The following is a 13,931-nucleotide window of genomic DNA, read 5'->3' as shown; positions in this document are numbered from 1 at the left end:
CATCGGCGGCCTCCCGGATTTCCCTGCGCGGCCGGGACCTGGCCCTCAGTGGGCCAGCGGCAGCGCCGCGAGGTCCGCGACGGCCAGGGTGAGCGGACCGAACACGGCCAGCAGCGCCCCGGCCCTGAGGGCGGCGGCGCCGCGCAGCATCGACGCGGGGGCGCCGAGCCGTACCAGCGCGGCCGTCGTCTCGGCCCGTGCGTGCTTGGCCTCGACGGCGGCGGTGAGCAGCGTGGCCACCGTGCAGCCGGCCACGACGAGGGTGCCCAGCGTGGTCAGCGGGCCGATGGACGGGCCGTGCGGGTCGGACAGCGAGGCCATCGCGTACCCGCCCGACGCCACCGCGCACACCACGCCCAGCGGGCGGCCGACGCGGGTGGCCTCCGCCATCAGGATGCGGCCGGCCAGCAGCCGCAGGGCGCCCGGCCGTACGGCCTGGAGCAGCCGCCCGCACAGATGGGTGAGGCCGGGCCCGGCGAGGGCGAGGCCGAGGGCGGTCAGGGCCCAGCCGAAGAAGACGCCCACCGGGCCGCCGGGCAGGGCGCCGGGCAGGGCCAGCGCGGTGCCCGCCGTCGTACGGGACGCGTAGGCCTCCACGGCGAGTCCGACGGCGAGCACCGCCACCCCCCACGGCAGTCCGCGCGGCGCCTCGCGGGGCACGGGCGGGCGGTGCGGGTCGGGCCGCCCGGCGGCCGCGCCGTCCGCGGCGGCCAGCAGCGCGCCGGCGTCGAGGACGGCACCGGCCGGGACCGCCCCGGCCACCGCGTCCGCCACGCCGTCGGCGGTCGGACCGGTGGCGGCCTGCGCGGCCGGCCCGGGGCCGCTGATCCGGCCGCGCACGGCCGGCGTACGGCCACGGGATCCGCCCCGCAGGGCGGAGGTACGGCCGCCGGACCCGGCGCCCGTGGGGCCGTCCGCGGTGTCCGGCCCGGCCGCCGCAGCGCCGTCGGCCGTCTCCGGTCCGGCCGGCGTGCGGCCGTCGTCCGCCGTCTTCGCGGCCGGTGCCCGGTCGCCGCTCCCGGCACGCGCGACGGCCGTACGGCCGCCGGACCCGCCGCGCGCGCGGAAGGGCCGGTACGCCGCCGAGATCCCGCGGCCCGCCGCCGCGCCGGAGCGCCTCTCGCGCGGCCGCAGGACGACCGCGACCGCCACCGACGCGGTCACCGGCAGCAGTGCGAGCAGGGTGAGCGTCGCGGGCAGCGGCAGCGGCACGTCCCCGGCGAGGAACCGCGCGGCGGCGCCGTCGAACGGCAGCCCCGTCACGTCGCCGCGCAGATGCAGGAAGAGCAGCAGGGCGAGCGCCGAGCCGACGGTGCAGGCGAGGGCCGTGGTGAGGGCAGAGATCGCCATCAGCCGGCCGGGGCCGAGGCCGACCGCCGACAGTCCGGGGCGGGGCCTGGTGCCCGGGTCGGTGCGGGCGACGGCGGTCGCCAGGTGCACGGTCGCGGCCAGCGGCACGGCGCACCACGCGAGGCGCAGCGCGGCGGCGCCCGACTGGAGCGGATGGCCCAGGGCGTAGCCGAGGGTGCACAGCAGCAGGAAGGCGGTGCCACCGGACGCGAGGGCGACGAGGAGGCGGCGCAGCTGGACGGCGGGGCGGCCGCCGCGGGTCAGACGGAGAGCGAGCACGCGGCCCGGCCCTCCGTCTCGGCCACCGGGGGCAGGTGGACGGTGGTGACGCGCCGCCCGTCCAGCAGGGACACCGTGCGGTCGGCGAGGGCCGCGGTGTCGGCGTCGTGGGTGGCGAGCACGACCGTGATGCCGTGCGAGCGGGCCGCGGTCGTCAGGGTGCGCAGCACATGGGCGCGGTCGGCCCGGTGCAGCGGGGCCGTCGGCTCGTCCGCGAACAGCACGGTCGGGCCGGGGGCGAGGGCGCGGGCCAGCGAGACGCGCTGGCGCTCGGCCTGGTGCAGTTCGTGCGGGCGCCTGCGGGCCCGGTCGCCGACGTCGAGCCGGTCGAGCCACTCGTGGGCGGCGGCCTTGGCCCGGCGGCGGCTGACGCCGCGCAGCATGAGCGGGAGGGCGGTGTTCTCCCACACGGTCAGCTCGGGGACGAGCACGGGGGCCGGGTCGATCCAGCCGAACCGGTCGCGGCGCAGCCGCTCCCGGGCCATCGGGCCCATGGTGTGCACGGGCACGCTGTTGAACCAGACCTCGCCGCGCTGGGCGCGTACCTGACCGGACAGGCAGCGCAGCAGGGTCGTCTTGCCGCTGCCGCGCGGGCCGCCGACGGCGAGGATCTCGCCCTCGCGGACACCGAGCGACACGCCGCCGAGTCCGGGGGAGCCGTCGTCGTGGGTGAAGTGCAGGGACCGTGCCCAGAGCACGTCGTTGTCCGGCGGGGCCTCCATGGGCGTACACCTCGGTTCTGATCCGTATTCCCGTTGCCGTTCCCCCGTGCGGGGGAACGAAGGCTGGGCCGATCGGTCACTGGCACGCTAGGCAGCCGTCGGCGGGAGGCCGGACAGCACACGGCCCCGGGCCGCCGTTCTCACTCGAACGGACGGCACCGGGGCCGGGGTCGATCATCCAGCCGGATGATCAGAGCTGATCGGGAACGATCAGAGCTTGGTCCACGCCTCGGTGAGGGTGGCCCGCAGGATCTGCTCGATCTCGTCGAAGGTCTCCTGGTTGGAGATCAGCGGCGGGGCGAGCTGGACGACCGGGTCGCCACGGTCGTCGGCACGGCAGTACAGGCCGTTCTCGAAGAGCGCCTTCGAGAGGAAGCCGTAGAGCACGCGCTCGGTCTCCTCGTCGTTGAAGGACTCCTTGGTGACCTTGTCCTTCACGAGCTCGATGCCGTAGAAGAAGCCGTTGCCGCGGACGTCGCCGACGATCGGCAGGTCGTGCAGCTTCTGGAGGGTCTTCAGGAAGTTGCCCTCGTTGTCCAGCACGTGCTGGTTGATGCCCTCGCGCTCGAACAGGTCGAGGTTGGCGAGGCCGACCGCCGCGGACACGGGGTGGCCGCCGAAGGTGTAGCCGTGCAGGAAGGTGTTGTCGCCCTTGTAGAACGGCTCGGCGATCTTGTCGGAGACGATGCAGGCGCCGATCGGGGAGTAGCCCGAGGTCATGCCCTTGGCGCAGGTGATCATGTCCGGCACGTAGCCGAACTTGTCACAGGCGAACGTCGTGCCGAGCCGGCCGAAGGCGCAGATGACCTCGTCGGAGACGAGCAGCACGTCGTACTGGTCGCAGATCTCGCGGACGCGCTGGAAGTAGCCGGGCGGGGGCGGGAAGCAGCCGCCCGCGTTCTGCACCGGCTCCAGGAAGACCGCGGCGACGGTGTCCGGGCCCTCGAAGAGGATCTGCTGCTCGATCTGGTCGGCGGCCCAGCGGCCGAAGGCCTCGGGGGCGTCGCCGTGGATCGGGGCGCGGTAGATGTTGGTGTTCGGGACCTTGTGCGCACCCGGCACCAGGGGCTCGAACGGGGCCTTCAGGGCCGGCAGGCCGGTGATCGACAGGGCGCCCTGCGGGGTGCCGTGGTAGGCGACCGCGCGGGAGATGACCTTGTACTTGGTGTGCTTGCCCTTGAGCTTGAAGTACTGCTTGGCGAGCTTCCAGGCGGTCTCCACCGCCTCACCGCCACCGGTGGTGAAGAACACCTTGTTGAGGTCGCCCGGCGCCTCGTGCGCGAGACGCTCCGCCAGCTCCACGGCCTTGGGGTGGGCGTACGACCACACCGGGAAGAAGGCCAGCTCGGAGGCCTGCTTGGCGGCGACCTCGGCCAGCTCCGTGCGGCCGTGACCGGCCTGGACCACGAACAGGCCCGCGAGACCGTCCAGGTAGCGCTTGCCCTTGTCGTCGTAGATGTAGGTGCCCTCGCCCCGGACGATGGTCGGGACGGGGGAGTTCTCGTACGAGGACATGCGGGTGAAGTGCATCCACAGGTGGTCGTACGCGGTCTTGCTGAGGTCCTTTGAGCTCACGGTTATCGGGTTCCCCACATGTAGGTCTGCTTCTTCAGCTTCAGGTAGACGAAGCTTTCGGTCGAGCGCACGCCGGGCAGCGCCCGGATGCGTTTGTTGATGACGTCCAGCAGGTGGTCGTCGTCCTCGCAGACGACCTCCGCGAGGATGTCGAACGAGCCCGCGGTCATCACCACGTACTCGACCTCCGACATGGCCGTCAGCGCTTCGGCGACGGGGTCGAGGGATCCCTCGACGTTCACGCCGACCATCGCCTGCCGGCGGAATCCCACGGTGAGCGGGTCCGTGACGGCGACGATCTGCATCACGCCCTGGTCGAGCAGCTTCTGCACCCGCTGGCGCACGGCCGCCTCGGAGAGGCCCACCGCCTTGCCGATCGCGGCGTACGGCCGGCGGCCGTCCTCCTGGAGCTGTTCGATGATGGCGAGGGAGACGGCATCCAGATGGGGAGTGCCGTTCCTGGACTCGCGGGAGTCCCTGGGGTCTGCGCTTCGACTGGCCACGCCCTCACTGTGCACGACGTCTCGACCGTTCCGCAAGGCCGAGGCGATGAAATTCGTTGTTTACGTGGCAGGAACTTGCGGATTTCGCAGCAAGGATCCGGCCAGGGGTGTTGAAAACGTCGGGATGCGGATTAGGGTGGGGTGTCTCAGTGAGTGGACAGCCCGATACAGCTGGACGCCCCCAGCTGACGTCAGAACCTGATCAGGAGGCCGGCAGTGAGCACCGAGCTGCGTCGTCTGCGCAACTACATCGACGGTGAGTCCCGCGACGCCGCCGACGGACGGACCACCGAGGTGGTCAACCCCGTGACCGGCGACGCGTACGCGACCGCTCCGCTGTCCGGGCCGGCCGACGTGGACGCCGCGATGGCGGCCGCCGCCGCGGCCTTCCCCGGCTGGCGCGACACCACCCCGTCCGAGCGCCAGAAGGCCCTGCTGAAGATCGCGGACGCCTTCGAGGAGCGCGCCGAGGAACTCATCGCGGCCGAGGTGGAGAACACGGGCAAGCCCGTGGGCCTCACCCGCTCCGAGGAGATCCCGCCGATGGTCGACCAGATCCGCTTCTTCGCGGGCGCGGCGCGGATGCTGGAAGGCCGCTCGGCCGGCGAGTACATGGACGGGATGACGTCCATCGTCCGCCGTGAGCCGGTCGGCGTCTGCGCGCAGGTCGCGCCCTGGAACTACCCGATGATGATGGCCGTGTGGAAGTTCGCCCCGGCGATCGCCGCGGGCAACACCGTGGTCCTCAAGCCCTCGGACACCACCCCGGCCTCCACCGTCCTGATCGCCGAGATCCTCGGCTCGATCCTGCCCAAGGGCGTCTTCAACGTCGTCTGCGGCGACCGCGACACCGGCCGCGCGATGGTCGAGCACCCGACCCCGGCGATGGCCTCCATCACCGGCTCGGTACGCGCCGGCATGTCGGTCGCGGAATCCGCGTCCAAGGACGTCAAGCGGGTCCACCTGGAGCTCGGCGGCAAGGCGCCCGTCGTGGTCTTCGAGGACACCGACATCGCCAAGGCCGTCGAGGACATCTCGGTGGCGGGCTTCTTCAACGCCGGCCAGGACTGCACCGCCGCGACCCGCGTGCTCGTGCACCACTCCATCCACGACGAGTTCGTCTCCGCGCTCGCCAAGGCCGCCGCCGAGACGAAGACCGGGCAGCCGGACGACGAGGACGTGCTCTACGGCCCGCTGAACAACCCGAACCAGCTCAAGCAGGTCTCCGGCTTCATCGAGCGCCTCCCCGCCCACGCCAAGGTCGAGGCGGGCGGCCACCGGGTCGGCGACAAGGGCTACTTCTGGGCCCCGACCGTCGTCTCCGGGCTCAACCAGGACGACGAGATCATCCAGCAGGAGGTCTTCGGCCCGGTCATCACCGTGCAGTCCTTCACGGACGAGGACCAGGCCGTCGCGTACGCGAACGGCGTCGAGTACGCCCTCGCGTCCTCGGTGTGGACCAAGGACCACTCCCGCGCCATGCGGATGTCCAAGAAGCTCGACTTCGGCTGCGTGTGGATCAACACCCACATCCCGCTGGTCGCCGAGATGCCGCACGGCGGCTTCAAGAAGTCCGGCTACGGCAAGGACCTCTCCGCGTACGGCTTCGACGACTACACGCGCATCAAGCACGTGATGACGTCGCTGGACGCGTAGGCGCTCCGCGCGGGTCGGGTGAGGTACGCCCGCGAGGGTGAGGTACGCCCGCGGCCCCGGAACGGAGTTGCTCCGTTCCGGGGCCGCGGTGTTCCCCCCTCATGGGACGGCCGTGCGGCTCAGGCCCCGAAGCCGCTCGTGGTCAGGCCGGGCCCGCCGTCGTCCTGCCCCACGCCCGTCCCCGACTCGACCTTGTCCAGGGAGGGGGCCTCCCTGCTCGACCCGCTCGCCTTGCCCGACTTCCCCGGCTCGCCGGGCTTCGGCAGCGGCGGCAGCCCGCTGCCCGAGGTGAAGGTGACGCCCGCCTTCGCGAGGATCGGCGCGCACACCTTGACGGCCTTCTTGTAGCTCGCGGAGTTCAGGTCGGAGCCCTTCTGCGCTCCCACCCGTACCTGGAGCCGGATCCGCTTGCCGCTCCCGCTCGCGTGGATGTCCGGGAAGCCCTTCTGTCCCTTGCTCCTCATGCACGTGGCGAAGCGCGTGCTGGCGGTGTTGACGTCGCCGGGCGCGTGTGCGGTGGGCTTGTACGCCACACCGATGCCGACACCCTTGGGCGGCAGGCCGGCCGTGTCACCGCCCTTGCCCTTCTCCTTCACGACGGTGGCACCGGCGATGACCTTCGTGGCCTTGCCCGAGCCGTTCGCGGACGCCGGCCCGGCGGCCTGCGCCGCCGACACGCCGACCGTGCCGAGGGCGGCCGCCGTCAGCACGGCGACGCCGAGGGCGAGCCGATGGGGCCGGGTCGCCAGAGCGCGCATGGTTCCTCCTAGGGGTTGTGCTGCGATCTTGGGGTGGTGCTGCGATGCGTACGCCCCAACCGAACCGCGTCGGCGGTTACGGCACGGGAACGGCCGGGCTTATCCGGGTGTAACCGCCCGGCCGCCACACTGGGCGCCATGCGTGTGCTGGTGGTGGACGACCATGAGGAGCTGGCCCGGACGGTGGCCGCGGGGCTGCGCCGGGAGGGCATGGCGATCGACCTCGCGCACGACGGACCGACCGCGCTGGAACGCGCCGACGTCAACGGCTACGACGTCGTCGTCCTCGACCGGGACCTGCCCGGCCTCCACGGCGACCAGGTCTGCCGCACCCTCGCCGGGAGCGGCAACCGCGCGCGGGTGCTGATGCTCACGGCGTCCGGGACGGTGGCCGACCGGGTGACGGGGCTCGGGCTCGGCGCCGACGACTATCTGTCCAAGCCCTTCGCCTTCGCCGAACTCGTCGCCCGCATCCGGGCGTTGGCCCGCCGGGCGCAGCCCGCGCTGCCGCCGGTGCTGGTCCGCGGGGAGCTGCGGCTCGACCCGGCGCGCCGCCGGGCCACCCGCGCCGACAGTCAACTGCCGCTCAGTCCTAAGGAGTTCGCGGTGCTGGAACTGCTGCTCGGGGCGCAGGGCGCGGTGGTGTCCACCGAGGAACTCCTGGAGCGGGCATGGGACGAGGCAGCCGACCCCTTCAGCCAGACGGTGAAGGTCACCGTCAGCCGGCTCCGGCGCAAGCTGGGCGAACCGCCGCTGATCGAGACGGTGGACCGCGCCGGGTACCGCATCCGGTGAACCGCCGGACCATGCGCCCGACCACGCACCCGGTCATGCGCCCGACCACGCACCCGATCACGCGTCGGATCACGTGCGGGGTGCGGAACCTGCCGTGGCGGCGGCTGTACCCGGCGAGCGTCCGCTGGCGGCTCACCCTGCTGTACAGCGGCCTGTTCGTGGCGACGGGCGCGCTGCTCCTCGGCATGACGTACCTGCTCGTCACACACTCCGAGGCGGGCCGGACGACGGCGGTGCAGGAGGGGGCGAGCTACGGCGAGCTGGGGCCGGGCACCCCGGCGGTCGTACGGACCATCGTGGCCGACACCCGGCAGGACCAGCTGCACCAGTTCTTCGTGGAGGCGTGCGTCGCGTTCGCCCTGGTGGCACTGGTGTCGCTGGCGCTCGGGCGGCTCATGGCCGGGCGGGTGCTGGCCCCGCTGCGCACGATGACGGCGGCCGCCCGCCGCATCTCCGCCGACAACCTGCACGAACGGCTCGCGGTGTGCGGTCCCGAGGACGAGCTGAAGGCCGTCGCGGACACCTTCGACGCCGTACTGGCCCGGCTGGAGGGCGCGTTCGAGGCGCAGAAGCAGTTCGTCGCCAACGCCTCGCACGAACTGCGCACCCCGCTCACCCTCCAGCAGACCATCGTGGACGTCACCCTCGCCGACCCGGACGCCGGTCCCGAGGCGCTGCGCGCCGCGCTGCTGCGGGTGCGGGCGGCCGGCCAGGAACAGGAGCGGCTCATCGACGCGCTGCTGACTCTCGCCCGCAGCCAACAGGGCCTCGAACGCCGCGAGTTCGTCGATCTCGCGGCCGTGGTGGGGGACCTTCTGCCGACGGGCGGGCCGCCGGTGGAGGCCCGCCTCGCCGCGGCCCCGGTGCTGGGCGACCCGCAGCTGCTCGAACGGCTCGTGGTCAACCTCCTCGACAACGCCGTACGGCACAACCTCCCCGCGGGGCAGGGGGGTTGGGTCAGCGTGTGGACCGGCGTGGACGCGGCGGGGCGGGCGGCGCTGCGGATCGCCAACAGCGGCGCGGTGATCCCGGCCGACCAGGCGCCGGGGCTGTTCCAGCCGTTCCGGCGGCTGGGCGCGGACCGGGTGCGGGGACGGGACGGGCTCGGGCTCGGCATGTCCATCGTGTCCGCCGTGGTCGCCGCGCACGGCGGGCGGGTGCTCGCGCACACCCACCCGAGGGGCGGTCTCACGGTCGAGATCATGCTGCCCGCGGCCCCCGGAGACGGGCCTGAGGCGTCCGTAACACGGATGTCACCCGGCCTCCACCCCCGCGTTCGACAAGGTGTCGGTTCCGCATGACCATGCTCGACGCTGCGTCGATTGTCCGTCCGGGCGCGCGCACGGCATGCTGCGCGGGTGCCCCAGACTCCCTTCCTGCCCTCGCCCTCCCGTCGCTCCCTGCTGCGCGCCCTGGGCGGCACGGCCGCACTCGCCGCGCTCTCGGGCTGCGGGGTCCGTGAAGCGTACGTGCCACGCTCCGAGCGTGCCGTGACCGATCTGTCGGCCCGGGACAAGCGACTGACCTGGGCCAACTGGCCGCTCTACATCGATGTCGACGACGACAACCCGAACCTGCGGCCGACGCTCGCGGCGTTCGAGAAGAGCACCGGGATCTCCGTCGACTACGTCGAGGAGATCAACGACAACGACGAGTTCTTCGGCAAGATCAGCCCCGCGCTGATGAACCACCAGCAAACCGGCCGCGACCTGATCGTCATCAGCGACTGGATGTGCGCGCGGTTCGTGCGGCTCGGCTGGGTCCAGGAGATGGACCGGGCGAACCAGCCGAACGTGGCGAAGTACCTCGACCCGCTGCTGCGCTCGCCCGGCTTCGACCCGGGCCGCAAGTACACCGTGCCGTGGCAGTCCGGGATCACCGGCATCGCGTACAACCACCGCAAGCTGGGCCGGGAGGTCCGGCACGTCTCCGACCTGTGGGCGAACGACCTCAAGGGCCGGGTCAGCCTGCTGTCCGGCCTCGACGAGGCGTTCGCGCTGCTCATGCAGGGCAACGGGGTCGACATCACCCGCTGGACGGTCGCCGACTTCCACAAGGTCTGCGACCAGGTCGAGAAGTACGTCCACAACGGGCAGATACGCCGCTTCACCGGCAACGACTACACCAAGGACCTGGTGAGCGGTGACGTGCTGGCCTGTCAGGCGTATTCCGGTGACGTGATCCAGCTCCAGGCGGACAACCCCGACATCCGCTTCGTGGTCCCCGAGGAGGGCGCGGAGCTGTGGGCGGACTCCCTGATGATCCCCGACCGCGCCCGCCACAAGGCCAACGCCGAGCGCCTGATCGACTACTACTACCGGCCCGAGGTCGCAGCCGAGCTCGCCGCCTGGGTGAACTACGTCTGCCCGGTCCCCGCCGCGCAGGCCGTCCTCGCCGACTCCAAGGACAAGGACACCGCGGCCCTGGCGGCCAACCCCCTGATCTTCCCGAACACCGAAATGCGCAAGCGGCTGGTGATCGCCCGCGACATCACGTCCACGGAACGGGTGGAACTCACGAAGCGCTGGAACGCGATCGTGGGGTTGTGAGGCGCGGCCCGCCGGCGGACCCGGGCGGGACCTCGTTTTTGAACATGTTCAGAACGGGCGTACGCTGTCGCCATGAGCGACAGAGCCGCCCTGCTCAAGGGCATTCGCGTCTGGTTGGTGTGCTTCGTCGTCGCGTTGGTGCTGAGCGGGGCCACCGCGTTCCCGCTCGTGCACGAACTGCGCTGGACCGAGAGCCTGTTGCGGGCGCTGTCCGCGCCGGAGCACCTGCCCGGGCTCTACGACTGGATCGTGCGGGTGCGCCAGGGCCTGGACACCGCCGACACGGACTACCCGTTCCTGCTCTACGGGACCGACTGGCTGGCCTTCGCGCATCTCGTCATCGCGGTGGCCTTCTACGGCCCCTACCGCGATCCCGTCCGCAACATCTGGGTCGTCGAGTTCGCGATGATCGCCTGCGCCGGGATCATCCCGCTGGCCCTGATCTGCGGGCCGCTGCGCGGCATCCCCTTCTGGTGGTCGGTGATCGACATGTCGTTCGGGGTCTTCGGCGTGCTCCCGCTGTACGTCGTACGGCGGAAGATCCGGCGGCTGGCGGCCCTCACCACGGACGCCGTGCCGGTCCCGGCGGTGTAGGGAGCCGATCCCCGGCCGGCCGGGGATCGGCGGCGCCGTTCGGCGGCGCCGTTCGGCGGCGCCCCCGTCGCCGCCGGGGCTCAGTCCTGCTGCCGCAGGCGCAGGGCGTGCAGGACGTCGACGCGGTTGGTGGTGATCGAGTCGACGCCCAGGCCGAGCAGCCGGCGCATCGAACGCCGGGTGTCCGGGGTCCACACCGACAGCAGGCAGCCGTCCCGGTGCACCCGCGCCACCAGCGCGTGATCGACCAGCCCGAAGCGGTAGTTGAGCCAGCGCGGCCGTACCGCCGCGAGCAGCGCGGGCCGTGGCGGGGCCAGTGTCGTCCAGGTCAGCGCGATCTCGGCGGACGGATCGGCGGCGCGCACGGCGAGCATGGCCTCGGCGTCCGCGCAGTAGTAGACGCGGTCCTCGGCGCCGCAGGCGCGGACCGCGTCCACCACCCGCTGCGCGCCGCGCCGGTCGCGGGTGCCCGGCAGGTCGAGCATGACCCGGCTGCCGTCCGTCGCCTCCAGCGCGCGGGCCAGCGTCGGCACCCCGCCGTCGGTCAGCCCGTGCACCTCGTCCGCCGACAGGGAGGCGAGGGGCCGGTCGTGTGCCCACAGCCGCTTCAGCGTCGCGTCGTGCAGCAGCACCGGTACGCCGTCCCGGGTCAGCCGTACGTCGACCTCGACCGCGTCCGCGCCCCGGTCGAGCGCGGAACGCAGGGAGTCGAGGGTGTTCTCACGGACGCGGTAGGGGTCGCCGCGGTGCGCCACGGCGGTCACGGTCTGCATGGCCCCCATTGTGGCGGTGTTCAGGGGGCGAGGAACGCCGAGGTGTACGTGTCGATCTCGCCGATGATCCTCGCCTTGCCCGCGTCGTCCAGGAAGGACGCGTGCACGGCGTTCTTGGCCAGTTCGGCCACGCCGCGCTCGTCGAGGCCGAGCAGGCGGGCGGCGACGGCGTACTCGTTGTTGAGGTCGGTGCCGAACATCGGCGGGTCGTCGGAGTTGACGGTGACGAGCACGCCCGCGTCGACGAACTGCCGGATCGGGTGCTCGTCGAGGGTGCGCACGGCGCGGGTGGCGATGTTGGAGGTCGGGCAGACCTCCAGCGCGATCCGGTGCTCGGCGAGGTGGGCGAGGAGCTTCGGGTCCCGCGCGGAACTGGTGCCGTGCCCGATGCGCTCGGCGCGCAGGTCGGTGAGCGCGTCCCACACCGTCTCGGGACCCGTGGTCTCGCCGGCGTGCGGCACGGAGTGCAGTCCCGCGGCGATCGCGCGGTCGAAGTACGGCTTGAACTGCGGCCGGGGCACGCCGATCTCCGGGCCGCCGAGCCCGAAGGAGACCAGGCCCTCCGGGCGCAGGCGGTCGTCGGTGGCGAGCCGCGCCGTCTCCTCCGCCGATTCGAGGCCCGCCTCGCCGGGGATGTCGAAGCACCAGCGCAGCACGGTGCCGAACTCCGCCTCGGCGGCCTTGCGGGCGTCCTCGATCGCGTCCATGAAGGCGCGCTCGTCGATGCCGCGGCGGGTGGAGGAGTAGGGGGTGATGGTCAGCTCGGCGTAGCGCACCTGCTGGCGGGCGAGGTCGCGGGCCACCTCGTACGTCAGCAGCCGGACGTCCTCCGGGGTGCGGATGACGTCCACGACGGACAGGTACACGTCGATGAAGTGGGCGAAGTCCGTGAAGGTGAAGTAGTCGGCCAGCGCCTCGGGGTCGGTGGGGACCTTGGAGTCGGGGTGGCGGGCGGCCAGCTCGGCGACGATGCGGGGGGAGGCGGAGCCGACGTGGTGGACGTGCAGTTCGGCCTTCGGCAGATGGGCGATGAAGGCGTGCAGGTCGCCTGCGGCGGGCTGGGGCTGGGGCTGGTCGGTGGTGGTGTGGTCGGTCAAGGTTCCTCCCCGGAACGGCGGCCCCGGTGACGGCGCGGGTCGTGGGGGCGCGGTGATCGGCTGATCGATGACTCGGGATCATGTTAGGCGGCGTCGCCTTCGGGGGGCGCGACGGCCGCTCCACCGGGGGCGCCTGCGGCCCGGTGGCGCTCTTCGCGCAGTTCCCCGCGCCCCTGGTCGATTGTCCCTGCGGGTCGGTGGGGCTCTTCGCGCAGTTCCTCGCGCCCCTGATCGACTTTCCCTGCGGCCCGGTGGGGGCCTTTCGCGCAGTTCCCCGCGCCCCTGGTCGGCTGGGCTTGGCTGTTTGCGTAGTTCCCGTGGCCCCGGGCGGTCGGTTGTCTCTGCGGGTCGGTGGGGGCTGGTCGCGCAGTTCCTCGCGCCCCTTCTTGGGGGCGCCTCGTAGCCGTGCCCTGGAGGGGCGCGGGGAACTGCGCGAAGGGGCCCCACCGACCCGCGGGGAACTGCGCGACCAACCACCACCGACCCGCAGGGAACGCCGGAGGGGCCTGCGGCAGGCGTGTCGCGGTCGTAGCATGGCGGGACGCACCACGGAGGGGGCCCGCGCCATGTCCGACGACGCGCAGGCACCGGGGACACCGGACGCCACCGCGCACCGATCGGCCCCGCCCGGCCGGCACCACAGCCCGGACTTCGCCCCGTCGGCAGCCCCGCCGGACTTCGCCAGGCCGGACTTCGCCCCGCCGGCCCCCCTGCCGGGCTTCGCCACGCCGGATCTCGTCCCGCCGGCCCCCACGCCGGATCTCGTCCCGTCGGCCGCCAGGGCGGAACTCGCTCCACCGTCCGCCAGGCCGGATCTCGTCCCGCCCGTCGTCTGGCCGCCTCCCGCCGGCCCGGCGGCCGTCTTCGCCGGGCCGCGCCGCTCCTCACCCGCGAGCCCCGCCGCAGGCGTCCCCGTGCCGCCGCCCCCCATCGCCCCCGACGGCCCCGGTCGGCTGCCCTACGGATATCTCGGGGCCTACGCCTACCCCGCCCCACCGCCCCCCGGCTGGTACGACGGCTTCGAGGCGTGGCCGCCGCCCAGCAACGGGCAGGGCACCGCGGCCCTGGTGACCGGCATCCTGTCGACCGTCGGTTTCTTCCTCTCGCCGCTGTCCCTGCTGGCCGGAGCGGTCGCGGTGGTGCTCGGCGTGCTCGGCCGCCGCAGGGTCCTGCGCGACGAGGCGACCAACCGCGGCCAGGCCCTCGCCGGGATCATCTGCGGAGCCACCGGTGTCGTCCTCGGCGCGGCCATGCTGGTCTACTACCTGTCCCCGTAAGTA

At 72.8% G+C, this 13,931-nt stretch carries 12 protein-coding genes and 1 pseudogene; 6 read left to right on the top strand and 7 right to left on the bottom strand.

The genetic code is table 11. The features are described 5' to 3' along the window. Positions 1 to 45: 45 nt before the first annotated feature. From WN71_RS34805 to WN71_RS34790, 4 genes are all read right to left on the bottom strand, one after another. The gene (locus WN71_RS34805) at positions 46 to 1,629 is read right to left on the bottom strand and encodes a hypothetical protein (protein ID WP_046582341.1); all 1,584 of its coding nucleotides are present in this window, start codon (positions 1,627 to 1,629) and stop codon (positions 46 to 48) included. Further along, positions 1,611 to 2,351 (bottom strand): ABC transporter ATP-binding protein, encoded by a 741-nt coding sequence (locus tag WN71_RS34800; RefSeq protein WP_046582343.1) that lies wholly within the window; start codon positions 2,349 to 2,351, stop codon positions 1,611 to 1,613. Before WN71_RS34800 ends, WN71_RS34805 begins: the two co-directional genes overlap by 19 nt. Before the next feature lie 210 nt (positions 2,352 to 2,561). Further along, positions 2,562 to 3,926 (bottom strand): aspartate aminotransferase family protein, encoded by a 1,365-nt coding sequence (locus WN71_RS34795; protein ID WP_046582344.1) that lies wholly within the window; start codon positions 3,924 to 3,926, stop codon positions 2,562 to 2,564. A gap of 2 nt (positions 3,927 to 3,928) precedes the next feature. Further along, entirely contained in the window at positions 3,929 to 4,444 is a 516-nt protein-coding gene (locus WN71_RS34790) for an Lrp/AsnC family transcriptional regulator (RefSeq protein WP_046582345.1), read from the bottom strand. A 201-nt stretch (positions 4,445 to 4,645) separates the two neighbouring features. Between WN71_RS34790 and WN71_RS34785 the strand changes: the two genes are divergently transcribed. Next, positions 4,646 to 6,085, top strand: a complete 1,440-nt coding sequence (locus tag WN71_RS34785; protein ID WP_046582346.1) for a gamma-aminobutyraldehyde dehydrogenase — start codon at positions 4,646 to 4,648, stop codon at positions 6,083 to 6,085. 119 nt (positions 6,086 to 6,204) lie between these two features. Here the strand turns inward: WN71_RS34785 and WN71_RS34780 are convergent, their stop codons facing one another. Beyond that, positions 6,205 to 6,843: a hypothetical protein gene (locus tag WN71_RS34780; RefSeq protein ID WP_046582347.1), complete on the bottom strand. Its 639-nt coding sequence runs from the start codon at positions 6,841 to 6,843 to the stop codon at positions 6,205 to 6,207. A 138-nt stretch (positions 6,844 to 6,981) separates the two neighbouring features. Here WN71_RS34780 and WN71_RS34775 point away from each other — a divergent pair, with 138 nt between their 5' ends. The 4 genes from WN71_RS34775 (at position 6,982) to WN71_RS34760 (ending at position 10,781) form a co-directional block, all read left to right on the top strand. Next, entirely contained in the window at positions 6,982 to 7,638 is a 657-nt protein-coding gene (locus WN71_RS34775) for a response regulator transcription factor (RefSeq protein ID WP_046582350.1), read from the top strand. A gap of 35 nt (positions 7,639 to 7,673) precedes the next feature. Then, positions 7,674 to 8,939 (top strand): sensor histidine kinase, encoded by a 1,266-nt coding sequence (locus tag WN71_RS34770; RefSeq protein ID WP_079178353.1) that lies wholly within the window; start codon positions 7,674 to 7,676, stop codon positions 8,937 to 8,939. Positions 8,940 to 8,996: 57 nt separating this feature from the next. Further along, the gene (locus WN71_RS34765; RefSeq protein ID WP_046582352.1) at positions 8,997 to 10,187 is read left to right on the top strand and encodes a polyamine ABC transporter substrate-binding protein; all 1,191 of its coding nucleotides are present in this window, start codon (positions 8,997 to 8,999) and stop codon (positions 10,185 to 10,187) included. A gap of 72 nt (positions 10,188 to 10,259) precedes the next feature. Next, positions 10,260 to 10,781: a hypothetical protein gene (locus tag WN71_RS34760; protein ID WP_046582354.1), complete on the top strand. Its 522-nt coding sequence runs from the start codon at positions 10,260 to 10,262 to the stop codon at positions 10,779 to 10,781. 80 nt (positions 10,782 to 10,861) lie between these two features. On the opposite strand, the gene WN71_RS34755 is transcribed toward WN71_RS34760, so the two are convergent. Both WN71_RS34755 and WN71_RS34750 read right to left on the bottom strand, forming a co-directional pair. Further along, positions 10,862 to 11,554, bottom strand: coding sequence for a glycerophosphodiester phosphodiesterase (locus WN71_RS34755; RefSeq protein ID WP_046582401.1), 693 nt, complete (start codon positions 11,552 to 11,554; stop codon positions 10,862 to 10,864). A 20-nt stretch (positions 11,555 to 11,574) separates the two neighbouring features. Continuing rightward, positions 11,575 to 12,720, bottom strand: a pseudogene (locus WN71_RS34750) (adenosine deaminase). A gap of 497 nt (positions 12,721 to 13,217) precedes the next feature. Here WN71_RS34750 and WN71_RS42370 point away from each other — a divergent pair. After that, on the top strand, positions 13,218 to 13,928 hold the full coding sequence (locus tag WN71_RS42370; protein ID WP_206300225.1) for a DUF4190 domain-containing protein: 711 nt from the start codon (positions 13,218 to 13,220) through the stop codon (positions 13,926 to 13,928). Positions 13,929 to 13,931: the final 3 nt, after the last annotated feature.

This window comes from Streptomyces mangrovisoli (assembly GCF_000974985.2).
Classification (GTDB): Bacteria; Actinomycetota; Actinomycetes; order Streptomycetales; family Streptomycetaceae; genus Streptomyces; species Streptomyces mangrovisoli.
This window is presented reverse-complemented; position numbering and strand designations above follow the sequence as displayed.

Bases quoted from the DNA above. Each gene is read 5' to 3' on its own strand.
- WN71_RS34755 (WP_046582401.1), bottom strand. From the start codon at position 11,554: ATGCAGACCGTGACCGCCGTGGCGCACCGCGGCGACCCCTACCGCGTC.
- WN71_RS42370 (WP_206300225.1), top strand. From the start codon at position 13,218: ATGTCCGACGACGCGCAGGCACCGGGGACACCGGACGCCACCGCGCAC.
- WN71_RS34800 (WP_046582343.1), bottom strand. From the start codon at position 2,351: ATGGAGGCCCCGCCGGACAACGACGTGCTCTGGGCACGGTCCCTGCAC.
- WN71_RS34770 (WP_079178353.1), top strand. From the start codon at position 7,674: ATGCGCCCGACCACGCACCCGATCACGCGTCGGATCACGTGCGGGGTG.
- WN71_RS34780 (WP_046582347.1), bottom strand. From the start codon at position 6,843: ATGCGCGCTCTGGCGACCCGGCCCCATCGGCTCGCCCTCGGCGTCGCC.
- WN71_RS34760 (WP_046582354.1), top strand. From the start codon at position 10,260: ATGAGCGACAGAGCCGCCCTGCTCAAGGGCATTCGCGTCTGGTTGGTG.
- WN71_RS34775 (WP_046582350.1), top strand. From the start codon at position 6,982: ATGCGTGTGCTGGTGGTGGACGACCATGAGGAGCTGGCCCGGACGGTG.